This window comes from Chryseobacterium sp. WX, assembly GCF_029542485.1.
Taxonomy (GTDB): Bacteria; Bacteroidota; Bacteroidia; order Flavobacteriales; family Weeksellaceae; genus Chryseobacterium; species Chryseobacterium cucumeris.
In genome coordinates this window covers 3,083,142-3,109,802 of the sequence record NZ_CP120710.1, presented here as the reverse complement: position 1 = coordinate 3,109,802, position 26,661 = coordinate 3,083,142, and the positions used below count along the sequence as shown (strand labels likewise).

The window sequence follows — 26,661 nt, the reverse complement described above, 5'->3', positions numbered from 1 at the left end:
TTATATTTTTGCAAATTAGTAAATCGGCTGTATAATCCGAAAACTGTTGAATTTTATATATGAAAAAATATATTTTAGGTCTTTTTGCTGTAGCGGTGATTACATCTTGTGTAAGTCAGCAGGAGAGAGCAATGAGAAGTGCTGATAAAGAATTTATCTTAAAGGCAGCTAATGAAAATTTTGCCAAGAAAAAATGGAAAAATGCATTGGCTCTTTACGACAGACTTGCCAATCTTGTGGCGGGAACAGATGATTTTCCTAACGTAGGTTTCAATACAGCTTATGCCAATTATTACGACAAAAGTTATAAGCTGGCAGGACACCAGTTTAAGAATTTTGCAGTAAGTTTTCCAAAAGACCCGCGAGCAGAAGAAGCAGCCTATATGTCTGCATTATGCTACTATGAAGGTTCTATGGATTACAACCTGGATCAGTCGAGTACAGAATTGGCCATTAATGAACTTCAGGAATTCCTGAACAATTATCCCAACTCTGAAAGATCTAAGAATATCAGCCAATTAATTGATGAATTGTCTTATAAGCTGGAATTTAAAGCTTATGAAAATGCAAGACAATACTACAAAATGGGTGAGTATAAAGCAGCCAATGTAGCATTTGAAAATGTTTTGGAAGATTTTCCAAGTACAAAACTTCGTTCAAAGATTTATGACTATATCATGAAGTCACGTTATGAATTGGCGATGAAGTCTGTATATGGTCTCAAAGATGAACGTATTGAAAGTGCTCTTACTTATACAAAGCTGGTAGAGAAAGAACTTCCCAACACAGAATATTCTAAAACAGCAGTAGATCTTAGAGAAAAACTGGAAAAAGAAAAACAGAACTTCGTAGTTGTTAAAAAACAAACTGAGGCCAGAATTGCTGCTTTAACAGCAAAACAGAAAAAAGAAGCTGAAAAACTGGCAGATAAAGATAAAACAGAACAGCAAATCAAGGATCAAATCAGCAATGAAAAGAAAGCAATGCAGTTACAGAGGGACAGTGCAGCACTTAAGACACCTCCTCCTGCAGCGACTTTCAAAATTCAAAGATAATTCGTAAATTTGCCATCTTAAAATAAAAATAATTTTCTCAAAATGAGTGTAAAAGATACAAAAGCAGAAGTAAATACTATTACTTACGACAAAGATAAGATTGAAGATAAAGTAGGTTCAATCTATGAAGCTATTGTTATCATGGGAAAGAGAGCAGAGCAGATCAATGCGGAGATCCGTACGGAACTTCACAACAAATTGGATGAATTTGCCGTTCACAATTCTACATTAGAAGAGGTTTTCGAAAACAGAGAGCAAATTGAGATCTCTAAACATTACGAAAAGCTTCCAAAGCCAACTTCAATTGCTATTGAAGAATGGTTAAACGATGATGTTTATTTCAGAAAAACAGAAGAAAGAAAATAATCTTCTGTATTTTAATAAATCAAGGTCATAAAGGAATTTACTTCTTTTATGACCTTTGTTGTTTTAAAGCCTCATTGTGTGGGAAAAAATAAGTACTTTAGTATTTCAAAAAATTAGAACTAAATGAGTGTTTCCGGTAAAAAGATACTTATCGCTGTCTCTGGAGGAATTGCGGCTTACAAAATTCACTTTCTGATCAGAGATTTTGTGAAGAAAGGTGCCGAAGTACAGGTTATTATGACTCCTGATGCAGAAAACTTTGTAACGAAACTAAGCCTGTCTACATTATCCAAAAAATCCGTGTATTCGGATTTTTATAGTGATAACGGAACATGGAACAGTCATGTGGAAATGGCCCTGTGGGCGGATGTTATGATCGTTGCTCCATGTACGGCCAATACACTGTCAAAAATGGTTCACGGAATGTGTGATAATCTTGTTATTGCCACCTATATGTCTGCAAAATGTCCTGTATTCATAGCTCCTGCAATGGACCTTGATATGTATGTACACCCTTCTACAAAAAAGAATCTGGAGCTGGCAGAAAGCTTTGGACATATTATCATTCCTGCGGAAAACGGAGAGCTGGCCAGTGGACTGATCGGGCAGGGAAGAATGGCAGAACCGGCAACTATCTTTAATACGGTAGAACAATATTTAAGTTCGGATATCCAATCCCGAAGCCTTGAAGGAAAAACGGTTTTAATTACCGCAGGACCTACCTATGAAGCAATAGATCCGGTAAGATTTATCGGGAATCATTCATCAGGAAAAATGGGATTCTCTCTCGCAGAAGAAGCTTCAAAAAGAGGAGCTAAAGTAATTCTGATTTCAGGACCGAGTTTTCAAATCATCAATGATCCGAATATTGAACTTTATAAAGTGACTTCAGCCAAAGAAATGCTGGCTAAAGTATTTGAATTTTATGAAAGTGTTGATATTGGAATTGCCAGTGCAGCCGTGGCAGACTATGCTCCAAAAGAAGTGGCGAAGGAAAAAATCAAAAAGAATGATGAAAATCTTACGATAGAATTGGTTAAGAATCCCGATATCCTTAAAACAATGGGGGAAAAGAAAACCCATCAGTTTTTGGTAGGATTTGCACTGGAAACGCAAAATGAAGAAGAAAATGCCAAAGGAAAACTGGAAAAGAAAAATCTGGATATGATCGTTCTCAATTCCTTGCGCGATGAAGGAGCCGGTTTTAAAAATGATACCAACAAAATCAAGATATTTACTAAAACAGAAAAGAAGGAATTCAATCTGAAATCCAAGGATGAAGTAGCAAAAGATATTCTCAATTTTGTTGAGGCTCAACTTTTAAAATAATTTTAATAAATTTCCGTTCTCAATTTTTAATAGACAATGAAAAAAATTATAAGTTTATTTTTTCTGTTATTTCTATATACCCAAAGTTTTTCTCAGGAGCTGTTGGCAACAGTGCAAGTAAACTCCCAACAGCTGGGTGGAAGTAACCAGCAGGCGTACAAAGCGTTGGAGAAAAGTCTCCGGGACTTTATCAATAATACCAGCTGGACAGGTAAAAGACTTCAGAATTTTGAAAAAATAAAATGTGCTTTTTCTATTGTTATTGCAGAAAGAGATGTTAACAAATTCAAAGGATCTATTGTGATTCAGGCAGTAAGACCTGTTTACAATACGACTTATGAATCTCCTTTAATTAATCTTCAGGATCAGAGATTTGCTTTTGAATATATTGAAAATGAGAGTCTTATTTTTAATGAAAGACAATTTTCCGGGAAGAATCTTACCGATGTGATCAGTTTCTATATTTATGTTATTTTAGGTCTGGATGCGGATAGTTTCCAGTCTATGGGAGGATCACAATGGTACGCAAAAGCACAGCAGATTGCACAGAATTCCCAAAACAGAAACTATGAGGGTTGGAATACCATCAACGAGCCGAGAAGCCGCTCTATTTTGATCAACGAAATTATGAACCCAAACTGGAATCAGTTACGTTCTACCATTTATACTTACCACAGAGCTGGATTAGATAATCTTTTCAACCAGGATCAGACTGCCGGGAAAAAAGTCATTTTTGATGCCCTGATGCAACTAAAAATGTACGAAAATAATTTCCAGCAGGCGTTTTTCTTTAACCAGTTCATGGATACCAAAAGCGATGAAATTTTCAATATTTTCAATTCCGGAAATAATGGAGGGTTGATTCTTAATGATCTTAAACAGACAATGATCATCCTTTCACCAAAGAATATAGAGAATAAGTGGAATAAATGGAAAGTCTAGGATTTGTGAGCAGGTTTAAAAACAGTTAGCATTATGGATGAGTGAACAGTCAAAAAACGATTTCTTAACTCATTAAAAAAACTTATTTTTACAGTTCAAACTCAAATTGGATTATAACCCGGATTATCAATGCTTTCGAGAATTTACATTAAAAACTTTGCCCTGATTGATACCCTTGAAGTATCATTGAAAAATGGTTTACAGGTTATTACCGGTGAAACGGGGGCGGGGAAATCTATTATTCTAGGTGCTCTTCGACTTATTTTAGGTGAAAGAGCAGATGTAAAATCAATCGCCAAAGCTGAAGAGAAAAGTGTGGTGGAAACCGAGTTTTCTCTCAATAATCAGTTTAAGAAATTCTTTATAGAGAATGATCTGGACTACGAACTTCAGACTATTATCCGAAGAGAAATACTTCCCTCAGGGAAATCCCGTGCATTTATCAACGATGTGCCGGTAACGTTAGATATTCTTAGAGAGCTTTCCTCACAACTGATTGATATCCATTCTCAATTTGAAACATCCAATCTTTTTACCTCAGAATATCAGTTTAAAATTATCGACGGGCTTTCTGAGAATAAAAAAATCATTGAAGAGTATCAACAGGAGTTTTCTGAATTTCAAACGCTGAAGTTGTTATTGAAAAAACTGAAAACCCAACTTTCGGAATTCAATAAAGAAAGCGATTATAAAGAATTTTTACTCAACGAATTGGAAGAGCTCAAGCTTGATGATGTTGATTATGAAGATATTCAAAACCAGCTTTCTATCCAGGAAAATGCAGGAATGATCTCTGAAAATGTAGGCCAGATTCTGTCAAGGTTTCATCAGGAGGAAATAGGGATTCTGTCATTCTTTAATGAAGCGACCAGTAAACTTTCAAAAATTTCCGAAATTTCTACCAGTTTTGCTGAACTTGATTCAAGATTGGAAACCTCTTTTGTAGAGCTTAAAGACATTATCTCTGAGTTGGAGCATGAAGCGGAAAGAGTTGAAATCAATCCTGAAAACCTGATATATCTTACCGATCTTAATAATAAAATCAATGCGTTATTTCTTAAACATAATGTTTCAGAGCTTAATGAACTGATTGAGATCAGAAATCAGCTGGCTGGAGATCAGAAAGGAGCCTCAGATTTAGAATTACAGATTGAAGAAACTGAAGAAACGATCTCTCAAAAAGAAAAAACACTTCTGAGCCTTGCTTCAAAACTTTCAAAGAACAGACATAAGAATGTTCCTGTTTTCATCAAAAAAGCAGAAAGTCTTCTCAAGAAATTAGGACTGGAAAAAGCAAAGGTGGATATAGAATTGCAGGATGCTGACGAATTTAATCAGTTTGGAAAGGAAAGTATTCAATTATTGTTTCAGGCCAACTCCGGCTTCCCTTTAAAACCAATTCAAACGGCTATTTCCGGAGGAGAAAGATCAAGAGTAATGCTTGCTGTAAAGAAAATTATTGCAGAAAGTGATGAGTTGCCAACCCTTATTCTGGACGAAATTGACACTGGTGTTTCAGGAAAAGTAGCTGAAGAAATCGGTAACCTGATGAGAGAAATGTCTGAAGACATGCAATTGATTGTTATTTCCCACCTTGCACAGGTTGCTGCTAAAGGAAACGATAATTATAAAGTAGTAAAACAAGATATTTCCGGCAGAACACAATCTACTATTATTCCATTAAGCAGTGAAGATAAACTGAACGAAATTGCCCAATTACTTTCCGGAAGTAAAATTACGGAAGCAGCTTTAGCACAGGCAAAAGAGCTTATAGGATAATTAAATAAATCCACTTTTTTCTTAAAAATTTGTAACATATTTTACATTATATTTACTAATGTATAAAAACTAAAATATGTTTCTAAAGTTCCTTAGGCTTGAAATCAAAAGCTTTTTTCGTGGTACATCTTTAGGGATCAATCTGACCATGAAAATTCTCCGTTTAATAGGAATTCTTTACTTTATCGGATGTCTTGTGGGTGGAGCATTTATTGCCTTTTTCTACATTCAGGAGGAAATGCACCAGGATCCTTTAAAGGTAGTTTCAAAATTCATGATTATTGCCTGGATTATTGATCTTGTTCTTAAATATCTCTGGCAGGAAATCCCTACACAGAATATTAAGCCGTTTCTTACCATGAATATCAGGAAGAATACATTGGTCAATTATATGCTGGCTAAGACGTTTCTTTCAGCATTCAGTTGGCTGAGTTCCTTATTCTTTATTACATTTTCACTGATTGCATTATTCAATGGATACAGCATTCCAGGAGTCTTATTATGGCTTATAGGGGCGGTTTCATTACTTTACATGAATAATTTTATCAATATCTTTTTCAATGGTAAAGAAACGCTGGCAGTCATCATAGGAGTATGTTTTCTGGGTATAGGAGCGCTGGGGTATTATAATATTGTTCCGGTTTTGTCCTATTCTGAGTTGGTTTTCTTCAGCTTGTATGAAAAACCTTACTTTGCACTGATTCCTGTTCTATTGTTTGTTATACTCTGGTGGGTATGTTTCCGCTACCTTCGCAATGAATTTTACCTTGATCAGGGGCTTGAAGCCAAGAAAACAGTCGGGAAAACAGAAAATATTGCCTTCCTGAATAAATATGGTGTTATCGGAGCATTTATCAATAATGATATCAGAATGCTGAGACGCAATAAAGTAACCAAAGGAATTTTGTTTGGAAGCTTTATGTTCTTGTTCTATGGATTGCTGATGTTTAGTTCTTCACTCTACAAAACTCCGGCAATGATGATGGTTATGGGACTTTTTGTAACAGGTGGTTTTCAGTTTCTGTTCGGGCAGCGCGTACCTGCTTTTGACAGTTCCTATTTTCCATTGATGATGACTCTGAATGTTCCTTACAAAGAATATCTGAAAGCGAAATGGTGGCTGATGAATATTATAACAGCTGCTTCTGTAGTCATTGCTCTCTGTTATGTGTACTTTGGCTGGGAGATCTATGTTACATTCTTCGCGGCAGGATTATATAATATAGGTGTTAACTCTCAATTTACCTTGTGGTCCGGAGCTTTCAATAAAAATCAGATCGACCTGAATTCAAAAGAGAAAAGAATGGGGCAAAAAGGAAGTTTCAGTTTAGTGACAATGCTTCTGCTGATTCCTAAAATGCTTCTCCCAATGGGAGTATTTGCTTTGACAAAATATCTATGGGGAATTACTGGCGGAGTGATAAGTATTGCAATTATAGGAATTATCGGCTTTTTTCTGAGAGAGAAAATCTTCGATATCATTGTAAAACAATATAAAAGAGAGAAATACAGCACATTGGATGCATTTAAAAATATAAATTAAGCCATGATCAATATACATAATCTATCAAAAACATACGGAAAAGCAACGGTTCTTAATATCGAAAATCTTGAAATTCCTAAAGGGGAAACATTTGGCCTTGTAGGAAATAACGGAGCAGGAAAAACAACTCTTTTCAGCCTGATGCTGGATCTGATTCAGGCTACGACAGGATTTGTAAGCATTGATGGTATTAAAGTCAATGAATCCGAAGTCTGGAAAAATAAAGTATCAGCATTTGTAGATGATACCTTTCTCATTGGATATCTTACTCCGGAGGAATATTTTTATTTTCTTGGGGAGCTGAGAGGTCAGAATAAAGCATCTGTAGATGAATTCCTGAAACCCTTTCATGATTTTTTCAATGGTGAAATCCTGAAATCCGGGAAATATGTCCGTGATCTTTCAAAGGGAAATCAGAAAAAAGTGGGAATCGTAGGAGCAATTATCGGGAATCCTGAAATAATTATTCTTGATGAGCCTTTTGCTAACCTTGATCCGTCTACCCAGATTAAGCTTAAAAACCTGATCAAGGAATTATCAAAACAGGATGGCGTTACTTTCCTTATTTCCAGCCATGATCTTTCCCATACCACAGAAGTCTGCAACAGAATTGTAGTGGTGAACAAAGGTCTTTTGGTAAAAGATATTCAGACTAATCCGGAAACATTGAAAGATCTGGAACAATATTTTGCAGATCAGGTTTCAGTTTCGGATATTTAATACGACAAAAATAGAGGTATGAATACAATAGAATCACAGAATGTAACAGATTATCCCAACAGCAATACTATTTTCATGGTCTGGAAACTTAATGACAGCCCTGAGCTGAAAGAAGTTTTTCAGGAACTATGTGCTTTGGTTTTAAATCTTAATAATTCAGTGTTTAACCGTTTCCCGGACAGCAGAGCAAGCTGTGTCATGGGAATTGGTGCAGATGCATGGAGAAAACTGGAACTTCAGACACCAATGCCCAAAGAATTAGTCAATTTTGAAGAAATAAAAGGAACGAAACATACCGCAGTTTCTACTCCCGGAGATCTTCATTTTCATCTGAGAGCAGACAACAAGAGCCTTATTTTCGATATGGCGGTTGAAATATCCAGCTTATTGAGCTCTGTAGCTGAAAGTATTTTGGAGATTCATGGATTCAAATATTGGGATGCGCGTTCCATTCTTGGTTTTGTAGATGGAACGGAAAACCCTCACGGTGATGACCGTGACTATTTCGGAAAAATAGGCGACGAAGACCTTCAGTATAAAGGAGGAAGCTATCTTTTTGTTCAAAAATATCTTCATAACATGGATGCCTGGAAAGGCTTATCCACGGAAGAGCAGGAAAAAGTGATCGGAAGATCAAAAGAGAATGATATTGAAATGTCTGATGATGTAAAACCATCAAATTCACACATTGCCTTAGCTAATATCGAGGGCGAAAACGGTGAAGAATTGAAAATCGTAAGAGATAATATGCCTTTTGGGAATCCTTCTACCAATGAGTTTGGAACTTACTTTATTGCCTATTCAAGTACATTTGCAACAACAAAAAAAATGTTGACCCAAATGTTTATAGGTGATCCTCCGGGAAATTATGACAGAATTTTAGATTTCAGCACTGCAGTTACAGGAACGCTTTTCTTTGTTCCTACCAGAAATTTGCTTGATGAATTCTCAGGATAAAATGAAAGGCTGTCCCATTCAAGGCAGCCTTTTTAACTTTTTTTAGTTGTTTCATGGTACTGTTTTAATTGAGCTTAGAATTAAGCTGGACCACCAGTATCACACATACCAACAGGAGTCAGACAAAATGCAGAAGAGTTGCAAGGATCTACATCGGGTTTTGTACAGCATGCATAATAGCCGTTTGCTTCTATTAAGTAAAGGTTACCAAGGCATGTAAAGCCCGCGCCTAATACTACTTTTAAATTTTCTCTATCTAATTTTTTTAGATTTTTCATGGATTTAGTTTTAAATTAATTATATCTCTAATATAGGAAAAAAATAAATACAGAGTACTTTTAATTAAAATATTGCCATTCAGTTTTTTATTTAAAGGTTTTTCTTTTGTTTCTCGAAATAAAAAAAGGAGGGAATTTGTAACTCTGGACAAAAAAAATCAACTTATTGTAGTAAATAATAAAATATTTTTTTTCAAGTTGTAACCTTTTTTTGTTTTGATTGTCTTTAGTATAGAAACAGCATAAGCATGAAACTTTTGTTCGGAAATAAAAAGAATGATTTGTTAAGCCTCCTGAAGAAACAGGATCCGGCTGCACAGAAGATTTTCTATGAACAGAATGTAAAGAGATTCCTGAGTGTAAGCAAAAGCTATGTGAGCGATTTGTATCAGGCCGAAGATTGTCTCATTAAAGCATTCTGTAAAATTTTTAAGCACATTGAAAGCTTCAGAGGAGAGTCGAACCTGGAAAGCTGGGCAAGAAGAATTGTTGTAAATGAATGCCTGAATTTTATCAAAAGTCATAAAACTGTTTTCTATCTGGACGAGATTAATCAATCTTTTCATGAAGATATCCATGAAGCAGAGATTGATTGTGATTTTAATGCACAAGAGCTTTTGGATCAGCTTCCCGATGCCTACAGAATGGTTTTTAACCTGTATGTGCTGGAAGAATATTCTCACCAGGAAATTGCTGATACTTTGCAGATTTCAGTGGCTGTCAGCAAAACACAGCTGTTCAGAGCAAAAGAAAAATTAAGAAAGATCTACTTTCAACAACAAAAAAAAGTGAAAAATGAAAACGTCTAAAGATACTATTGAATTTCAGATCAAAAAACAGATTGAGGAGAGAGAAATCACTCCATCACGCAATCTGTGGTCCGAAATTGAGCTTCAGAATAACAATAGTCACCGTTTCAAATCAAAAATGAACTGGTTTTTAGTAGCGGCATGTTTGATTTTGACATTCAGCTTGGGAAGCGTTCTTTTTTTTCTTAATCGCCCTTCCGAAACTCAGCAGGAAATTGTGAAACAAACCGGAAAAAATACTACAGAAGAAATTGTAAAAGATCCGGTTCAGAATCATGCTCCGCTGGCAGTTGAGAATAATGATAAAAAAGAAATGAAAAAAACTCTTTCTGATGATAAGCAAGAAGCGATTGCTCCAGTTGCAATAGGCCAGAATAAACTTATCCCTAAAGAAAATCTTCCATTGAAGAAACTGGATATCAATCAGATTTCTAATCCTAAACTCATGGCAAAAGCCGATTCTATAAAAACTCCGGTTAAAAAGAAAAAATATGTAGACCCATCCACACTTCTTTTCTCAGTAGAGCATAAAGATGTTATCGAAAAAACAAAGGATGGAAGTAATGTGGCTACTATTGATTTGAATGCCAGATAACGTATCCGTAAAAATTTAAAAATTAATAATATGATCAAGAAATTAATCGTAATGGGATTGCTGTGCTCTTTTTCAGCATCATTCTATGCACAAAAGACATTCAATATTAACCTGTCTTCTAAAAAAGATACAGAGGTAAGCCCTATTGTAAAAGAAAAAGTAGAAGAATATGCTGCAAAGATCAATACCATCATTCAGGAAGAAAAAAAGCTGATGGAAGAAGAATTGGTCGTTTTGCAGGCAAGAAATCTTGATAAAGCGGATTTCGACAGAGAAAAAGCTCAGATTGCAGACCGTTATTCTGAGAAAATGGATAAAAGAATTGAGGAACTTGGCTTTGATCTGGATGACGTTATTCAAAAGCAGGTAAGATATTCCCTTCTGAATACCGATGTTACCTCTAAAGAAGAGCTTAAAGAAAAATTATTGAAAAAATTCCGTCCCAGCAGAAGCTTTACAGGATATTTCTCTTATGGAATCATGACACTTACAAACAGTGCTCAGGATAATGTCCTGGATAAAAACATAGGATATGCCAATAACCTGGAGTTTGGTCTGAAACTGAACTATCAGCTTAGCAGAACAAGCCCGTGGGCGGTAATTTCCGGGGTAGGATTTTCCTGGAGAACAGTAAGAGCAGATAATAATATGCTGTTTACAAGAAGTGCAGATCAGGGAGTCGCTTTGGCGCAATACAACGGAAACCTTGATAAAAGCAAATTGAGAACCGGATATATCATGGTTCCCCTTGGGATGCAGTATAATTTCTCAAAACTTAAAAATGCCGGAATGGATATCCAGTACAGAAGTTATTATACGGGTTTTAAAATTGGAGCCAATGTTTATGGAGGGGTAAAAATGTCTACCAACAATATTGTAAAAGGAAATGACGGTGAAACCAGAGACCGCGGAAACTATCAGGTGAATCCTTTTGTATATGGAGCACAGATTACATTTTCGTACAACAGTTTCAGCGTGTTTGTTAAAAAAGATTTCAGTAACTTCTTTAAAGACAGTTATTTCAAAAATGATAAAGCATTGATATTTGGCTTGGCCATTGGATTAGATTAAATATATTTTGACAGTAAAATGAAAAACTCTGGGAACTGTTCCCGGAGTTTTTACATTGTATCAGTTATAGAATCATTATTTTAAACTTCCTACCATATCTTCAGGTTTTACCCACTCGTCAAACTGTTCAGCAGTTAGCAAACCAAGATTAATGGCTTCTTCTTTCAACGTTGTTCCGTTTTTATGGGCCGTCTTAGCAATTTTAGCAGCATTTTCATATCCGATATGAGTATTTAAAGCCGTAACAAGCATTAAAGATTTGTCTACCAGTTCTTTAATTCTCTCATGATTGGGCTCAATACCTACCGCACAATGATCGTTGAAGGAAATACATGCATCAGCAATCAGTTGGGCAGACTGTAAAAAATTGTAAGCCATTACCGGTTTGAAAACATTCAGCTCATAATTCCCCTGAGTTCCTGCAAATGAAATTGTAGTGTCATTTCCTAAGACCTGTGCGCAAACCATCGTCATTGCTTCATTCTGGGTAGGATTTACTTTCCCGGGCATAATAGATGATCCCGGTTCATTTTCAGGAATATGAATTTCCCCGATTCCGGAACGTGGTCCTGATGCCAGTAATCTTACATCCTGAGCAATTTTATATAAAGAAACTGCCAGTTGCTTTAAAGCTCCGTGAGATTCTACAATCGCATCATGAGCAGCAAGGGCCTCAAATTTATTTTCAGCAGTAACAAAAGGGTGTTTTGTAAACTGAGCAATATATTCTGCTACTTTTACATCATAGCCTTTAGGCGTATTCAATCCTGTTCCTACAGCAGTTCCTCCCAATGCCAGTTCAGAAAGATGAGGTAGGGTATTTTTTAAAGCTCTCAATCCGAATTCCAATTGAGCCACATATCCTGAAAATTCCTGTCCAAGAGTAAGCGGAGTGGCATCCATCAGGTGGGTTCTACCAATTTTTACCACATCTTTAAAGGCTTTTGATTTCTCAGACAACGTATTTTTTAGTTTCTCAACAGCCGGAATGGTTACTTCCACCACTTTGGTATACGCAGCAATGTGCATAGCAGTGGGATAGGTATCATTCGAAGACTGGGATTTATTCACATCATCATTCGGGTGGATTTCAGATTTTTCACCCAATGTTCCGCCATTATTGACGTGTGCTCTGTTTGAAATTACTTCATTGACATTCATGTTCGACTGGGTTCCGGAACCCGTCTGCCAGATCACCAGAGGAAACTGGTCATTCAATTTTCCCTCCAGAATTTCATCACATACTTTCGCGATCATATCTCTTTTTTCCACAGGAAGTACTCCCAGATCAGTATTGGCATAAGCGGCAGCCTTCTTCAGGTAAGCAAAAGCTTCAATGATTTCATGCGGCATTGAACCCTCAGGTCCTATTTTGAAATTATTTCTGGAACGTTCCGTCTGTGCACCCCAAAGTTTATCTGCAGGTACCTGCACTTCTCCCATGGTGTCTTTTTCTATTCTGTAATTCATAGTGTTGAAATTTGTATGATCTTTTATTTTTTACGCCAAAAAAATTGTTGGTAGTATCATGTTTAATGAAATAAATAATATTTTGGCTTTGTTTATTTAGCTTCTATAAAGGTACTTATAAACTCAGAAACCTCCAATTTATAATCATTATAAATATCAATTTAAATGACTGATTTTACTCATATTTTTTTAAAGGAGGCGTATTTTTGTAGAAACAAAAATTGAATGGATTTTAGATATCAGGATCCGTATCCTATTCAGAAAGATGATACGGTGTACAAAAAACTTACATCAGACTATGTAAAGGTTGAAAAACTGGGTGACAGAGAAATTTTAACAGTAGATCCTAAAGGATTGGAACTGTTAGCTGAAGAAGCCATGGCAGATGTTTCTTTCATGCTTCGTTCTTCACACTTAGAAAGCCTTAGAAGAATCATTGATGATCCTGAAGCTACAGATAATGACAGATTCGTTGCTTATAACCTTTTACAAAACGCTGCAGTAGCTGTGGAGGGAGCTCTTCCTTCGTGCCAGGATACAGGAACGGCTATCGTAATGGGGAAAAAAGGAGAAAATGTGTACACGGGAGTAGATGATGGTGAATATCTAAGTAAGGGAATCTTCAATACCTATCAGAAAAGAAACTTAAGATATTCTCAGGTCGTTCCTTTAACGATGTTTGATGAGAAGAATTCCGGGTCTAACCTTCCTGCACAGATTGATATCTATGCTAAAAAAGGAGATTATTACGAATTTTTATTCTTAACGAAAGGAGGGGGTTCTGCCAACAAAACATTCTTATATCAAAAGACGAAATCCTTATTGAACGAAAAATCTCTTGAAGAATTCATTAAAGAAAAGATTTCGGATCTTGGAACGGCTGCCTGCCCGCCTTACCACTTAGCATTGGTAATCGGAGGAACTTCAGCAGAAGCCAACCTTGCAGCAGTGAAAAAAGCATCTGCAAAATATTACGACAATCTTCCGACGGAAGGAAATGAGGCCGGACAGGCATTCAGAGACCTTGAATGGGAAGCAAAAGTTCAGAAAATCTGCCAGGAAAGTGCCATCGGAGCTCAGTTTGGAGGAAAATACCTTACACATGACGTAAGAGTAATCAGACTTCCGAGACACGCGGCATCTTGCCCTGTTGGAATGGGAGTTTCTTGTTCCGCAGACAGAAATATCAAAGGAAAAATTACAAAAGAAGGGATCTTCCTGGAGCAATTAGAGCAGAATCCGAAAAGATTCTTACCTGATACTCCACCACATTTGGAAGAAGCTGTTGAGATTAACCTTAACAAACCAATGCCGGAAATTCTTGCAGAGCTTTCCAAATACCCGATCAAAACCCGATTAAAACTGAACGGTACTCTTATTGTAGCAAGAGATATCGCTCACGCAAAAATCAAAGAAATTATTGACAGTGGAAAACCAATGCCTGAATATTTCAAAAACCACCCAATCTATTACGCGGGACCAGCGAAAACTCCGGAAGGAATGGCTTCAGGAAGTTTCGGACCTACCACTGCCGGAAGAATGGACGTTTATGTAGACGAGTTCCAGAGCCACGGTGGAAGCATGATCATGCTGGCAAAAGGAAACAGAAGTAAAGATGTTACCAATGCATGTCATAAATACGGAGGTTTCTATCTTGGATCTATCGGAGGGCCGGCTGCTATCCTTGCAAAAGATAATATTGTGTCTGTAGATGTAGTAGACTTCCCGGAATTAGGAATGGAAGCCGTAAGAAAAATTGAGGTAAAAGACTTCCCGGCATTCATCATTTCCGATGATAAAGGCAATGATTTCTTCGCAAATCTGGCTCACTAATTAGTTTAAAATTAAAATAAATAACAAAATAGAACGCTGATCTTTTGTGTAAAAGGGAAAAAAGTTCTATTTTTGCCTAAAATCTTTAAGAGAATGATAACGATATTATCAGCATTTTGGCCGTTCTACCAGTTCCTTTGGACTATATTCTTCATTACTATGTTCTTAGTAGGATTCTGGTGTATTTTTATGTTCTTCGGATTAGTAATCCCAATGTGGCTAACTGAAGGTTTGAAAGAGTATTTCGGAAAAGTAAAGCCTTTCGACCCTGAAGATATCAGAAGAAAGCTTATTACTGAGCAGGAAGGTGTAGAAGTTATCTATAACGAGCCGAAAGGAAACGGACCTTTCCTTCACGATCACGGACATCATCATTAATTGATTGTCATTGCTTTTTCACCTGAATTCTGAAAAAGTAATATCAAAGCAAAACAACATATATAGACCGCTTAAGCAATTAAGCGGTTTTTCTATTTATTAGTCCTCAGACTTTCAGGAGATACCCCAAATTTCTTTTTGAAAGCACGGGTAAAGTTCTGGAGGTACTCATAGCCGCATTCAATAGCAATCTCTTTAATCATAATCTCTTTATTTGTGATCAGTTTCCTGGCTTTCAACATTCTGAGCTCCGAAATATAATGAGCAATCGTTGTATGATATCGGGCTTTGAATTCTTTCCTGATGACATTTTGATTCATTCCTATATATTTTCCAATCTCTTCTGCTTTTATATTTCTATGATAATTTTCATCAATGAATTTCCTGATCATTTCAGGAGTTTTTGGAGTATCCTCGAGAATATTTTTCTCATTAAATTGCTCAAAGATCAGGATAAGAAGTTTAATAATCTTTGCTTCTATGAATAACTTCTGCATAATTCCCCGTTTGCTATAACCAAGAATTTCTTTAACAATCATATGCATCTCAACCGTCATATCCGGCGGCGTTTCTTTATGAAGGAATATAAAATTATTATGAATCATGTTTTCCAGAATCTCAGCATTCTCACGATTTAGTTTTGGATTGATGAGGTTAAAGATATATTGGTAATTAATCTGAATGTGGAGATACCTCAGAATTTCCTGATTTTCTGTCCATAGTTCAGCAACACCTTCTTTGGAAGAATAATGAAGTATATATTGATTTTTCTTGAATAAAAACTGAGTGCCGCAATCATGACCTTCTAAATTAATGCCGTCACTCAACATGAAAATCAAATTAAAACTTGACTTTGCCTCCAGCATATAAGACTTGAAGGATTGATCAGAACAAAGGTCTTCCTGCATGATGATTTTGATGTCCTCGGATATGAACAAATGTTCACTTTTTGATTGACCCCTCATACAACACATTTTTACAGCCATGGTACAACTTCTTAAGATAAAAGTCCTTCGCAGGATAACCAAAAGTTCGAAAATGATAACTCGGGGTTAATTGTCTGAGGTACTTTTGCGCAAAATTAAATTAAATTTAGAATAATTAAAAATAATATTCATATGTTTAAAGATTTATATTTTGCAATACGGAAAATCAGAACAGGATTAGCATTGCTAGCCGTTGCTGGAAGTTATATGTATGCTCAGCAATGGGAAAGTGTAGGAGGCATTCAGGATGTATCTGCAGGAGGAAGTGGTTTCAATAATCTTGTTATTGACAATTCAGGAAATTATTATGTGTCCTATTATGATGTTTCTATAGCTAAAGGTTCTGTTCAGAAATTTAGTGGAAGCTCATGGTCTTACTTAGGCGGTGTTCCAGGCGTAACTACAGGAACAGCTACTTATAACTCATTGTCTATAAGTCCAAACGGAAACAGTATTTATTATACCAATCAGCTTGGTTATCCAGGCTCCGGGATGGAAGTACGTTTATTTACAGGCTCTTTATGGTCTCAGCTTCCTAATGCTACAGACAGCTCGGTAAATTATCAGGCTTCTGCGGTATCTTCTGATAATATTATATTCACTTATGGATCTTACGGTTCCGGAACAGTAAAAAAATATTCCGGAGGTGCATGGGAACAGGTCGGAAATGCTGGTTTTTCAGGAGGTGCTGAATTTGCAGAAATGGTAATAGGAACCAATAATATGGTGTACACCTGCAATGTTTCCGGAGGGATAAAAGTATATCAGAACAGTACAGATGCCAGCTCAGCACAAAACTGGACACTGGTAGGAGGAACAGCAGCAGATGATTCTTCATCAGGAGAGCAGTATAATGCTGATATTGCTTTAGATGGAGCAAACAGAATCTATATTGCTTATGTTTCCAACTCCGGAGGAGGAAGGAAGTTGAATGTCAGAAAGTTTGACGGAAGCTCATGGGTACAGGTTGGAAATGCCAACTTCTCAGAGGGAAGAGTACAGCATGTTGCCTTAGCCGTAACAGACTCAGGAAAGCCATATGTGGTAGCCAGTCGTTTTGAAAATGATAATTTCCTGAGAAATACCGTTTATCAATTAGACGATTCGCAAAACTGGGTTCCTTTTGGAGGAGATTTTGTTTCAGATGGTGAAGCAAAATACAATGATTTAGCAATAGATAAGGCACAAAATTATCTTGTTTTGGCTTATTCCGACAATACAACAAAGGTGAAAAGAATTTCTCTGAACCTGAATCCACAAACATGCAGCAATACAGATCCAGGAGCCAATGTAGGTGATATTGGTTGTGTAAGTTTTATGTATCGCGGACAACAGGTTGCTTATACTACGGTAAGAGGAGCAGACGGAAAAATCTGGCTTCAGCAGAACCTTGGAAGCTTACAGGTGGCTACATCAGTAGCGGATGCGAATTCTTATGGAGACCTTTTCCAATGGGGAAGATGGGATGATGGACACCAGCTTAGAAATTCCCAGATGGTACCAGCACCATCTCCTAATACTCCGGAAGGAGCAAGTACCACAGCTGGAGCTTATGTTGCAGGATCTCCGGCATGGTGGGCAAATTTTGCAAGTGGAGATACATGGAATGGGGCATCACTTGCAGATGTCACTGCTTCAGTAGGTATAGATCCTTGTAAAGCAATAGGACCAGACTGGAAAATGCCTTCTCAGGCAGACTGGACAACTTTAATAGGAGCAGAAAGTATTGGTAATCCGGCAACAGCTTACAGCAGCAATCTCAAATTACCGGCAGGAGGATACAGAAGCTCCAGTGACGGGAACTTTACTTTTGTAGGGCAAAGAGGGTATTTCTGGAGTTCAGATACATCAAGTTTAGGAGCGAAATATCTGTATATCGGATCGACAATTGCCAATCCGTCGGCCGGAGCTATGAGAGGACAGGGATCATCAGTAAGATGCATCAAGCCTACCTCTTCTTTGAGTACTTCAGAAACCAAACTGAATCAATCTGTAATTGGGGTGTATCCTAACCCTACAAAAGGAATTCTTATGGTTAAAGCTGATTCAGGAATTGAAAAAGTAAACGTTGTGAACGCTGTAGGACAAAGAATGAATGTACAGTTCTCGGATCATCAGATCAACATGACTGAACTTCCTTCAGGATTATACATCGTAGAGTCAAAGTTAAAGAACGGACAATCTGTTTCTAAAAAAATTATAAAGGAGTAAGCGGATCTCAATACCAAAGATTTCGCCAAAAGAAATTAGTTTATTACAATTACTTTTATTGGAAGGCTCATGAAATTTTCATGAGTCTTTTTTTATTTGATTTTTTCCGAAAAAAATAAAATATTTCCCGAAAACTGATTCAAAATGATGGTTATGAATAAAAAATAACACTATATTCGATAAAAAATAAGATATGAGAAAATTTTATTCCGTTGTTTTTCTGCTGATTACAATAGGTGTTTTTGGTCAGATCAATTATACAATTTCTCCCAATCCATTCAATGAAACAGATGCCATTACGCTTACAGTTCCAGGTGATCAGATTGACGAGTCTGCCTGGGGAGTTTCCAATAATGCCATTTATATGTGGACCTGGTCGTTTGATACCAATTATCAGAATAGTCAGGATTGCCCTACCAATGGCAGCTGGAACAATTCCAATGATCTGAATAAGCTGAATTATAATGCTGCTACAGATAGTTATTCACTCACTTTTACACCAACTTCTTTTTATGGAAGAACAGGAATCGGAAGGTTTGGGTTTTTATTAAAGGATAAGACGGGATCGCATCAGACTTCACCCGATATTTTTGTAAACGTAGGGACTTTAAACTTAACGCTTACAAATCCATTGGCGAACAGCCTCACTTCAGTTCCTACGGGAAATTCCATTACTATTACGGCGACGGCAAGTACCAATGCTACATTTCAGCTAAAAGCCAACGGAACTGTTGTCAATTCAGCAACAACGCCTTCACAATCTTATTCTTACAGTTATACGGTTACTCAGGATGCAAATATGGAACTTGTGGCGACACAGGGAACCAATTCCAAAACGGCAGCATTCATTGTACAGGTTCCGAGAAATGTTGTTTCCCAGGCAATACCCAACTGGATCAGACAGGGAATCAATTATCATCCGACAGATCCAACCAAGGTGGGATTGGCTTTATATGCTCCGGGAAAAAATTTTGTACACGTCATAGGAAGTTTCAATAACTGGGCGGTGAATGATACCTATTTAATGAAAAAAGATACTACAAATCCTGATCTGTACTGGATTGAACTCAATGGAATCACTCCTCAGCAACTTTATACCTTCCAATACAGAACAAACGATTTGAGAAAAGTAGCAGATCCTTATTCCCCACAAATTTTATCTTCTTACGATGACCCGTGGATTTCGGCTTCTACCTACCCGAACTTACCAGCATTTCCTGCCGGGCAGGGTTTTGAAGTGTCAACATTTAAAACAGGCCAGACCGCTTATAATTGGCAGGTTTCCAATTTTCAAAGACCTGCGAAACAGGATCTTATAGTCTATGAATTATTACTGAGAGACTTTACTCAAGAAAAAAACTGGCAGTCATTGATTGATAAAATCTCGTATTTAAAGAATTTAAAGATCAATGCTATAGAACTGCTTCCCATCATGGAATTTGACGGAAATCTTTCCTGGGGATACAATACTTCTTTCCATTATGCATTAGACAAAGCCTATGGAACTCCGGAAAAATTCAAAGAATTTGTAGATTTATGTCATCAGAACGGAATTGCAGTCATTCTGGATGTAGCGTTTAATCATGCTACAGGACGCTCTCCTTTAGTTAGACTTTGGAATATTGATCCTGATGGTGACGGCTATGGTGATGTTGCACCGAACAATCCTTACTTTAACCAGGTACCGAAACATTCATACAATGTCTTCAATGATTTTAACCATACAAGTCTTTCAACGCAATATTATGTTGAAAGATGTCTTCAGCAATGGCTGACTGAATATCACATAGACGGATTCCGTTGGGATTTAACCAAAGGATTTACGCAAAGCTGTTCTGAAAATGATGAAGCCTGTACCAATGCCTACCAGCAGGACAGAGTGGATATCATGAAAAATTATGCTGATAAACAATGGGCCATTGATCCCAATTCTTATATGATCTTCGAACACCTTGGAACTGATGCAGAAGAACAGCAATGGGCGAATTACAGAATAGCAGAAGGAAAAGGCGTTATGCTTTGGAATAAACAGACCGATCCTTACAATCAGAATACGATGGGCTATCAGGAAAACAGCAACTACGACCGTATGAATCACAGTCTTCACGGCTTCACCAATATGAGTGCCGTAGGTTATGGAGAAAGCCATGATGAAGAGAGGCTGATGTTTAAAAACCTTGCCTATGGTGCTATAAACGGAGGTTACAATGTGAAAGACCTGAATACCGCTCTTGAAAGAATGAAAACTTTCGGGGCCACGTTCTTTACTATCCCTGGTCCGAAAATGATCTGGCAGTTTGGAGAATTAGGTTATGAATTCAGCATCAACAGATGTGCGAATGGTACCATCGACAGCGGATGTAGAACCGATGAAAAACCTGTAGCATTCACTTTAGGATATGATACCAATGCGAACCGAAAAGCAGTCTATGATACATGGGCTAAAATCATCAACATCAGAAACAGTCATCAGGTTTTTAAATCTAAAACTTACAGTATAGAATCCAATAACCTTACGAATGATCCTACTGGTCTTATCACAAGAATTTATGTGTATGATGCAGCTATTACAACAGGAATAAAGAATGTTGTCGTATTGGCCAATTACACGACTTCCGCACAGAATGTAGTGCCTTATTTCCCTTACACTGGTCAATGGCAGAATTTAATGGATAACAGTATTTCAAATATAGTTTCCACAACGGCTCCGATCACTTTACAGCCCGGAGAATTCAGAATCTTTGGAAATTATGCAGGTGCGTTGTCTACTGTAGATGCCAATGCGGTCAACAAATTATCTCTTCAGATTGCGGATAATCCGGTTCGCAACGGAATCGCTCACCTCGTTTTCAATAAAGCAAAAAAAGGTGAAATTTCAATTTTTGATATGACCGGTAAAAAACTGGATACTTTCAAACTGGATAAAGAGAGCGGAACTTACGATGCGAAGGTTGATTATCCAGCAGGCACGTATCTTGTGCAGTTGAAATCAGATACAGGAATAGCCATTCAAAAGATGATTATTGAATAAAATAAATTATAAAATAATAAAGGCAAATTTGCGGATCAGCAGATTTGCTTTTTTTTGTAAGTTCAAAAAAATAGTCTACTTTTGCAGTAGATTTATCAAGAAAGGTGGAGGGATTTGGCCCGGTGAAACCTTAGCAACCTACACGGTTCCAGAAGTGTAAAGGTGCTAATTCCAACCCTTTGGGGGAGATAAGTGAAGTCAATATTCTATATAAATTCCATTTCTTGAAGTCTTGTGTATCTGCGGAAAGATCCGTCAGATTCGTAGTATTAATTGGCAAGAATAAAAATGAAAAAATTAAGCACAGCTGTATTATTGCTTGGAGCAATTCTGGTCGCGGCTCAGGAAAGTGAGGAAAAAGGAAATCAGATCGAAGATATCATCATCGTCGGAAACCGTAATGTCAAAAGAACAAAGCTGGAGACACCGGTTCCTGTAGATGTAATTAATATCGACAAAATCCAGAGAAGTTCTCCCCAAATGACTGCTCAGGATCTCCTGAATTATGTGATTCCATCGTTTAATGCAGTGAGACAGTCTGCTTCTGATGGTACCGAACATATTGACCCTGTTACTTTAAGAGGTATGGGACCCGATCAGGTTTTGGTGTTGCTTAACGGAAAGAGAAGACATTCTACTTCTTTGGTAAATTATCAGAATACCGTGGGAAATGGTTCTGTAGGAACAGATTTGAGTACCATTCCCGTAATTGCAATTGATAGAATAGAAGTGTTAAGAGACGGAGCAGCTGCGCAATATGGTTCTGATGCCATTGCAGGAGTGATCAACATAATTCTTAAGAAAAATACAGGAGCTTCAGCAAGCCTTACTTACGGATTAAGCGGAAGAAATGATGGTGATACTTACCAGGCAGGAGTTAACTATGGAACCTCATTAGGAAAGAAAGAAGGTTATATTAATCTTTCATTACAGCTAAGTCACAGAGGAAAAACCACTAGAACGCAAAATCACGACCTGGATATTTTCGGGGATAATTTTGCCTATGAATTTGCTGGTGATGCTGAAGCCGTAAAAGCTGCCAGAGCTGCAGATGATGCAGAAATTGCAAAAAGAGGATTAACACGTGATGATTTTAATTTTCAGATCGGAGATGCCCAGATCAGACAGGGACAGCTGTTTTTCAACTCAGAATATCCTTTTAATGATCATTTTAAACTCTATTCTTTCGGAGGTTTCAGTATTAAAGAAGGAGAAGGGTTTGGTTTCAGAAGACTGCCGAGCGAAAAGTCTAATGTAGTTTCATCCATTTATCCGAACGGATTTCAGGCTACTCTGGCCTCTCAGGTATATGACGTTTCTTATGCTGTAGGTGCGAAATATAATGTTAACGACTGGCTATTTGACCTTAGTAACACCTTTGGAAGCAATACTTTCAATTATACTGTAAACAATACGAATAATGCTTCTCTGGGTGCAAAATCACCCACAAGTTTTTATGCAGGCGCCCATAGTTTTCTGCAGAATACCATTAATCTTGATGTTTCTAAAAATATAAACCGTTTCAATATCGCATTTGGGGGAGAATTCAGATTTGAACAATACCAGATTAAAGCGGGTGACGAAGCATCCTATACCCAATATGACATCAATGGAAATGTAGCCACTGAAGGATCAACAGTGCTTGGTGCAGGCGGATCTCAATCCTTCATCGGATTCTCTCCCAACAATGCCTTGAAGAAAGACAGACATTCCACGGCAGTATATGCAGATGTTTCCTATGATTTGGATAAAAAACTCAACATTGACGCTGCTGCCAGATTTGAAAATTATTCAGATTTCGGAAATACCTTGAATGGAAAACTCGCTGTACGATATGAGTTTGTAAAAAACTATGCGGTAAGAGCCGCTGTTGGGACAGGATTCAGAGCACCATCATTGCAACAACAGTATTTTAATAATTCCTATGCGGATATTTCTACTTCGGGTTCTAAGATTGTTACCAAAGGAATATTCAGCAACGATAGCGAAGCCGCTAAAATTCTTGGATTTGATAAACTCAAACAGGAAACTTCTGTCAATGCAAGTGCTGGATTTACGCTGAAACCTTTAAACAACTTGACAATTACTATAGATGGATACTGGATCAAAGTAAAGGATAGAGTTGTGATCACCAGCAATATAACAGATAAAAGACTGGATCAGTTTAAGGTAGAAAGCGGAAGATTCTTCGCCAATGCCATTGATACAGAAACGAAAGGAGTAGATGTAGTGGTTTCCTATGACTGGATTCTTGGGAATGGAAAATTAAATATGAATCTTGCCGGAAACTATACGGAAACAAAAATCACAGATTTTCATTTTCCTGAAAACTTAGGAACGCCTCAGGATCAGTTTTTTGGTCCCGATCAGATCAATATCATTGAAACCCTGTCTCCAAAAACAAAAGCTTCATTAGGATTAAATTATGGAATAGGAAAATTCAGTTTTCTCGTAAGAAATACCTATTTTGGTAAGGTAATAAGAGATGGTTATCCGTTTGGAGACGTGCAGGAATTCTCACCAAAAGTAGTGACAGACATCAGCGTTGGGTATGATATTACTAAAAGTATCAATTTTACAGTAGGAGCCAACAATATATTTGATGTCTTTCCGGACCGCCAGATTTATAAAAATTCATATTATGGAGTATTCAAATATGCGCCTGTACAGATGGGAACGCTGGGGAATTATTTCTTCGGAAGGCTTAATTTTAATTTTTAATCATTAAATGAGTACTTCCTCACATCAGATTGGCTGGAAAACAGCCGCAGCCATCGTCGTTTCCAATATGATCGGAACAGGGATTTTTACCACCTTGGGATTTCAGCTTTCCGATATTACCAACACCTACAGTATTTTCCTGCTATGGAGCATCGGAGGAGTTCTCGCATTGTTCGGAGCTTTTTGCTACGCAGAATTGGGCTCCCATTTTAAAGGAAACGGAGGCGATTTTATTTATCTTAAAGAAACCTATCATCCGATTTTCGGATATCTCATAAGCTGGATTTCGCTCATCATAGGATTTTCCTCTCCCGTAGCGCTGGCTGCTTTGGCTATGTCAAAATACCTTTCTGTATTTGATTATAGCTTCGGAAACGGATTTGCCATAGCCACGATATTCCTGGTGGCAATTGCATTATCATTCAGCCTGAAAACATCCAGCAGGTTTCACAACTTTTTTACATTCATTAAAATCGCTTTTATTATTGTACTGGTTATTCTTGGAGTAGGAATTTCAAATTCACCCCAGATCGGCAACAGCCTTAATTTCAGTGACAGCTGGCAGAATGAGATCATGCTTCCTGCCTTTGCAACCTCTCTGGTATTTGTGACCTATTCATACACAGGCTGGAATTCAGCTTCCTATATTGCGGGAGAAATAAAGGATGTACAGAAAAACCTTCCTAAATCATTGATTATAGGAACTGTTTTTGTGACGGTAAGCTATATTCTGGTGAATTATATTATGCTGAAACACGCTCCTGTAAATCAGCTGGCAGGAAAAGAAGATGTGATGGGCGAAGCAGCAGTCAATATGTTGGGTCCGGCTTTTGGAAAAATTGTTAATATTTTTATAGCCCTGCAGCTGATTGCAACCATAAGCGGATATTTGTGGGTTGGCTCAAGACTGACACAGGCTTTTGCAAAACATACCCACATCTGGAAACCATTGTCATCTGGAAATGCAAAAGGAATTCCGGTAAGAGCTATCTTTGCCCATGCTGTGATTGCTGCTATTATTATTTTAACGGGAAGCTTTAAAGAAATTTTTGTTTATACAGCTTTTATACTACAGCTTTTTGCCAGTCTTGCGATTTCGACGGTTTTCTTTCTGAAGAAAAAAGACAGAAAAATCTTTAAGTCGAATGCTTTCCATATTTTTCCGGCAGTTTTTCTTTTGTTCAGTATCTATATCCTCTATTTTACATTCATTCATAATCCTAAGGAAAGCTTGATAGGATTGGGAATTATCGCTGTAGGAATTATTTTATATCTGATAGACAGAAGACTTTCTAAAGGATATCAAACTTAGTTTTGATTATTCAGAAAGGGAATAAACAGATTGGCAAATCTACCTTTTTGTGGTTTTGCATCCTTTATCCCTAATGCTCAAAAATTTATGATGATTTGGAATTTTAATTTTGAATTAATAATCCTTATCTTTGCACCCACAAAATTTCTACAATGTCTAAATCATTAATTCCAAAATTAGAAGCTATAAAACAAAGATATAATGAGGTTGCAGACCTTATTATACAGCCTGATGTCATTTCAGACCAAAAAAGATATTCTTCTTTGAACAAAGAATATAGTGATTTGGGAAAAATTGTAAGAGTTTACGATCAGTACAAAGGGGCGCTGGATAGTATCGCAGAATCTGAAGAAATCATTGCAGATGGTTCAGACAGAGATCTGGTAGATCTGGCTAAAGAAGAAAAACTGGAAGCTCAGGCTAAACTTCCCGGATTGGAAGAAGAGCTGAAAGTATTGCTGATTCCTAAAGATCCTGCAGATGACAAAAACGTTATCGTGGAACTACGTGCCGGAACCGGAGGTGATGAAGCCGCTATTTTTGTGGAAGATATCTACAGAATGTATACCATGTATTTCAAAACAAAAGGATGGAGACATGAAGTGACAGATTCTAACGAAGCAGCGAAAGGATACAAGGAATTGATCATGAAAGTGGAAGGAGAAGGTGTTTACGGAATCATGAAGTTTGAATCCGGAGTTCATCGTGTACAGCGTGTACCTGAGACAGAATCTCAGGGAAGAGTACATACTTCTGCCATTACGGTTGCAGTTCTTCCGGAAGCTGAAGAAGTAGATTTTGAACTGAATCCTGCAGATATTGAAATGCAGACTTCCCGTTCAGGAGGTGCTGGAGGTCAGAATGTAAACAAGGTTGAAACGAAAGTTCAGCTTACCCACAAGCCTTCAGGACTTGTTGTGGTTTGTCAGCAGGCTCGTTCTCAGCTGGCTAACCGTGAGCTGGCGATGGAAATGCTGAGAACAAAATTATACGATATCGAATTACAGAAAGTACAGGGAGATATTGCAGCACAGCGTAAATCCATGGTTTCTACCGGTGACCGTTCTGCAAAAATTAAAACGTACAATTATCCGCAAGGTAGAGTTACAGACCATAGAATCAACAAGTCTATGTACAACCTTGATGCTTACATGAATGGCGATATTTCTGAAATGATTGATGCCGTAATCATGGCAGAAAATGCAGAGAAGATGAAAGGGGAAGAAGAGAATTATTAAAATTAAGATAAATAAAAACAAAGCCTCTGACTGTTCA

Annotated in this window: 21 protein-coding genes and 1 riboswitch; of the genes, 18 read left to right on the top strand and 3 right to left on the bottom strand. The window is 37.3% G+C overall.

The annotated features are described in order from the left end of the window. Positions 1–59: 59 nt before the first annotated feature. From bamD to PZ898_RS13925, 8 genes are all read left to right on the top strand, one after another. The gene (gene bamD, locus PZ898_RS13960) at positions 60–1,055 is read left to right on the top strand and encodes an outer membrane protein assembly factor BamD (RefSeq protein ID WP_062676071.1); all 996 of its coding nucleotides are present in this window, start codon (positions 60–62) and stop codon (positions 1,053–1,055) included. Between the two features lie 42 nt (positions 1,056–1,097). After that, a complete protein-coding gene (locus PZ898_RS13955) occupies positions 1,098–1,421 on the top strand; it encodes a DNA-directed RNA polymerase subunit omega (RefSeq protein ID WP_002983982.1) in 324 nt (107 codons plus the stop codon). 123 nt (positions 1,422–1,544) lie between these two features. Continuing rightward, the gene (gene coaBC / locus PZ898_RS13950) at positions 1,545–2,750 is read left to right on the top strand and encodes a bifunctional phosphopantothenoylcysteine decarboxylase/phosphopantothenate--cysteine ligase CoaBC (RefSeq protein WP_277693582.1); all 1,206 of its coding nucleotides are present in this window, start codon (positions 1,545–1,547) and stop codon (positions 2,748–2,750) included. A 36-nt stretch (positions 2,751–2,786) separates the two neighbouring features. Beyond that, entirely contained in the window at positions 2,787–3,692 is a 906-nt protein-coding gene (locus PZ898_RS13945) for a DUF4835 family protein (protein ID WP_120233288.1), read from the top strand. A 129-nt stretch (positions 3,693–3,821) separates the two neighbouring features. Further along, positions 3,822–5,471, top strand: coding sequence for an AAA family ATPase (locus PZ898_RS13940; protein ID WP_216443689.1), 1,650 nt, complete (start codon positions 3,822–3,824; stop codon positions 5,469–5,471). Positions 5,472–5,547: 76 nt separating this feature from the next. Then, the gene (locus PZ898_RS13935) at positions 5,548–7,014 is read left to right on the top strand and encodes a DUF5687 family protein (protein ID WP_216443690.1); all 1,467 of its coding nucleotides are present in this window, start codon (positions 5,548–5,550) and stop codon (positions 7,012–7,014) included. Between the two features lie 3 nt (positions 7,015–7,017). Continuing rightward, positions 7,018–7,734: an ABC transporter ATP-binding protein gene (locus PZ898_RS13930; RefSeq protein ID WP_216443691.1), complete on the top strand. Its 717-nt coding sequence runs from the start codon at positions 7,018–7,020 to the stop codon at positions 7,732–7,734. 18 nt (positions 7,735–7,752) lie between these two features. Continuing rightward, positions 7,753–8,691: a Dyp-type peroxidase gene (locus tag PZ898_RS13925; protein WP_277693581.1), complete on the top strand. Its 939-nt coding sequence runs from the start codon at positions 7,753–7,755 to the stop codon at positions 8,689–8,691. 80 nt (positions 8,692–8,771) lie between these two features. On the opposite strand, the gene PZ898_RS13920 is transcribed toward PZ898_RS13925, so the two are convergent. Next, positions 8,772–8,969, bottom strand: a complete 198-nt coding sequence (locus PZ898_RS13920) for a hypothetical protein (protein ID WP_062676064.1) — start codon at positions 8,967–8,969, stop codon at positions 8,772–8,774. Between the two features lie 248 nt (positions 8,970–9,217). Here PZ898_RS13920 and PZ898_RS13915 point away from each other — a divergent pair, with 248 nt between their 5' ends. Genes PZ898_RS13915 through PZ898_RS13905 form a run of 3 tightly spaced genes read left to right on the top strand, consistent with a single transcriptional unit; the run spans position 9,218 to position 11,444 of the window. Continuing rightward, a complete protein-coding gene (locus PZ898_RS13915; protein WP_047428786.1) occupies positions 9,218–9,778 on the top strand; it encodes an RNA polymerase sigma factor in 561 nt (186 codons plus the stop codon). After that, on the top strand, positions 9,765–10,373 hold the full coding sequence (locus tag PZ898_RS13910) for a hypothetical protein (RefSeq protein ID WP_277693580.1): 609 nt from the start codon (positions 9,765–9,767) through the stop codon (positions 10,371–10,373). Before PZ898_RS13915 ends, PZ898_RS13910 begins: the two co-directional genes overlap by 14 nt. Positions 10,374–10,403: 30 nt before the next feature. After that, on the top strand, positions 10,404–11,444 hold the full coding sequence (locus PZ898_RS13905) for an outer membrane beta-barrel protein (RefSeq protein WP_277693579.1): 1,041 nt from the start codon (positions 10,404–10,406) through the stop codon (positions 11,442–11,444). Positions 11,445–11,519: 75 nt separating this feature from the next. On the opposite strand, the gene fumC is transcribed toward PZ898_RS13905, so the two are convergent. Continuing rightward, positions 11,520–12,914: a class II fumarate hydratase gene (gene fumC, locus PZ898_RS13900; protein ID WP_277693578.1), complete on the bottom strand. Its 1,395-nt coding sequence runs from the start codon at positions 12,912–12,914 to the stop codon at positions 11,520–11,522. 225 nt (positions 12,915–13,139) lie between these two features. Between fumC and PZ898_RS13895 the strand changes: the two genes are divergently transcribed. Continuing rightward, the gene (locus PZ898_RS13895; protein WP_062676059.1) at positions 13,140–14,747 is read left to right on the top strand and encodes a fumarate hydratase; all 1,608 of its coding nucleotides are present in this window, start codon (positions 13,140–13,142) and stop codon (positions 14,745–14,747) included. A 93-nt stretch (positions 14,748–14,840) separates the two neighbouring features. After that, the gene (locus tag PZ898_RS13890; RefSeq protein WP_171006268.1) at positions 14,841–15,125 is read left to right on the top strand and encodes a hypothetical protein; all 285 of its coding nucleotides are present in this window, start codon (positions 14,841–14,843) and stop codon (positions 15,123–15,125) included. 92 nt (positions 15,126–15,217) lie between these two features. Here PZ898_RS13890 and PZ898_RS13885 read toward each other — a convergent pair whose 3' ends face one another. Continuing rightward, positions 15,218–16,090, bottom strand: a complete 873-nt coding sequence (locus PZ898_RS13885; protein WP_277693577.1) for an AraC family transcriptional regulator — start codon at positions 16,088–16,090, stop codon at positions 15,218–15,220. A 153-nt stretch (positions 16,091–16,243) separates the two neighbouring features. Here PZ898_RS13885 and PZ898_RS13880 point away from each other — a divergent pair, with 153 nt between their 5' ends. From PZ898_RS13880 to prfA, 5 genes are all read left to right on the top strand, one after another. Next, positions 16,244–18,322 (top strand): T9SS type A sorting domain-containing protein, encoded by a 2,079-nt coding sequence (locus tag PZ898_RS13880; protein WP_277693576.1) that lies wholly within the window; start codon positions 16,244–16,246, stop codon positions 18,320–18,322. A gap of 193 nt (positions 18,323–18,515) precedes the next feature. Next, positions 18,516–21,353 carry an alpha-amylase family glycosyl hydrolase gene (locus tag PZ898_RS13875; RefSeq protein ID WP_277693575.1) on the top strand — a complete coding sequence of 946 codons (2,838 nt, stop codon included), beginning with the start codon at positions 18,516–18,518 and terminating at the stop codon, positions 21,351–21,353. Positions 21,354–21,442: 89 nt separating this feature from the next. Further along, positions 21,443–21,548: riboswitch (SAM riboswitch) on the top strand. Positions 21,549–21,641: 93 nt separating this feature from the next. Then, positions 21,642–24,074, top strand: coding sequence for a TonB-dependent receptor (locus PZ898_RS13870; protein ID WP_277693574.1), 2,433 nt, complete (start codon positions 21,642–21,644; stop codon positions 24,072–24,074). Between the two features lie 7 nt (positions 24,075–24,081). Then, positions 24,082–25,386, top strand: a complete 1,305-nt coding sequence (locus PZ898_RS13865; protein ID WP_277693573.1) for an amino acid permease — start codon at positions 24,082–24,084, stop codon at positions 25,384–25,386. A 152-nt stretch (positions 25,387–25,538) separates the two neighbouring features. After that, positions 25,539–26,624: a peptide chain release factor 1 gene (gene prfA / locus PZ898_RS13860; protein ID WP_062676053.1), complete on the top strand. Its 1,086-nt coding sequence runs from the start codon at positions 25,539–25,541 to the stop codon at positions 26,622–26,624. Positions 26,625–26,661: the final 37 nt, after the last annotated feature.

Coding starts and splice junctions, on each gene's coding strand:
- bamD (WP_062676071.1), top strand. CDS start 60: ATGAAAAAATATATTTTAGGTCTTTTTGCTGTAGCGGTGATTACATCT.
- PZ898_RS13955 (WP_002983982.1), top strand. CDS start 1,098: ATGAGTGTAAAAGATACAAAAGCAGAAGTAAATACTATTACTTACGAC.
- coaBC (WP_277693582.1), top strand. CDS start 1,545: ATGAGTGTTTCCGGTAAAAAGATACTTATCGCTGTCTCTGGAGGAATT.
- PZ898_RS13945 (WP_120233288.1), top strand. CDS start 2,787: ATGAAAAAAATTATAAGTTTATTTTTTCTGTTATTTCTATATACCCAA.
- PZ898_RS13940 (WP_216443689.1), top strand. CDS start 3,822: ATGCTTTCGAGAATTTACATTAAAAACTTTGCCCTGATTGATACCCTT.
- PZ898_RS13935 (WP_216443690.1), top strand. CDS start 5,548: ATGTTTCTAAAGTTCCTTAGGCTTGAAATCAAAAGCTTTTTTCGTGGT.
- PZ898_RS13930 (WP_216443691.1), top strand. CDS start 7,018: ATGATCAATATACATAATCTATCAAAAACATACGGAAAAGCAACGGTT.
- PZ898_RS13925 (WP_277693581.1), top strand. CDS start 7,753: ATGAATACAATAGAATCACAGAATGTAACAGATTATCCCAACAGCAAT.
- PZ898_RS13920 (WP_062676064.1), bottom strand. CDS start 8,969: ATGAAAAATCTAAAAAAATTAGATAGAGAAAATTTAAAAGTAGTATTA.
- PZ898_RS13915 (WP_047428786.1), top strand. CDS start 9,218: ATGAAACTTTTGTTCGGAAATAAAAAGAATGATTTGTTAAGCCTCCTG.
- PZ898_RS13910 (WP_277693580.1), top strand. CDS start 9,765: ATGAAAACGTCTAAAGATACTATTGAATTTCAGATCAAAAAACAGATT.
- PZ898_RS13905 (WP_277693579.1), top strand. CDS start 10,404: ATGATCAAGAAATTAATCGTAATGGGATTGCTGTGCTCTTTTTCAGCA.
- fumC (WP_277693578.1), bottom strand. CDS start 12,914: ATGAATTACAGAATAGAAAAAGACACCATGGGAGAAGTGCAGGTACCT.
- PZ898_RS13895 (WP_062676059.1), top strand. CDS start 13,140: ATGGATTTTAGATATCAGGATCCGTATCCTATTCAGAAAGATGATACG.
- PZ898_RS13890 (WP_171006268.1), top strand. CDS start 14,841: ATGATAACGATATTATCAGCATTTTGGCCGTTCTACCAGTTCCTTTGG.
- PZ898_RS13885 (WP_277693577.1), bottom strand. CDS start 16,090: ATGAGGGGTCAATCAAAAAGTGAACATTTGTTCATATCCGAGGACATC.
- PZ898_RS13880 (WP_277693576.1), top strand. CDS start 16,244: ATGTTTAAAGATTTATATTTTGCAATACGGAAAATCAGAACAGGATTA.
- PZ898_RS13875 (WP_277693575.1), top strand. CDS start 18,516: ATGAGAAAATTTTATTCCGTTGTTTTTCTGCTGATTACAATAGGTGTT.
- PZ898_RS13870 (WP_277693574.1), top strand. CDS start 21,642: ATGAAAAAATTAAGCACAGCTGTATTATTGCTTGGAGCAATTCTGGTC.
- PZ898_RS13865 (WP_277693573.1), top strand. CDS start 24,082: ATGAGTACTTCCTCACATCAGATTGGCTGGAAAACAGCCGCAGCCATC.
- prfA (WP_062676053.1), top strand. CDS start 25,539: ATGTCTAAATCATTAATTCCAAAATTAGAAGCTATAAAACAAAGATAT.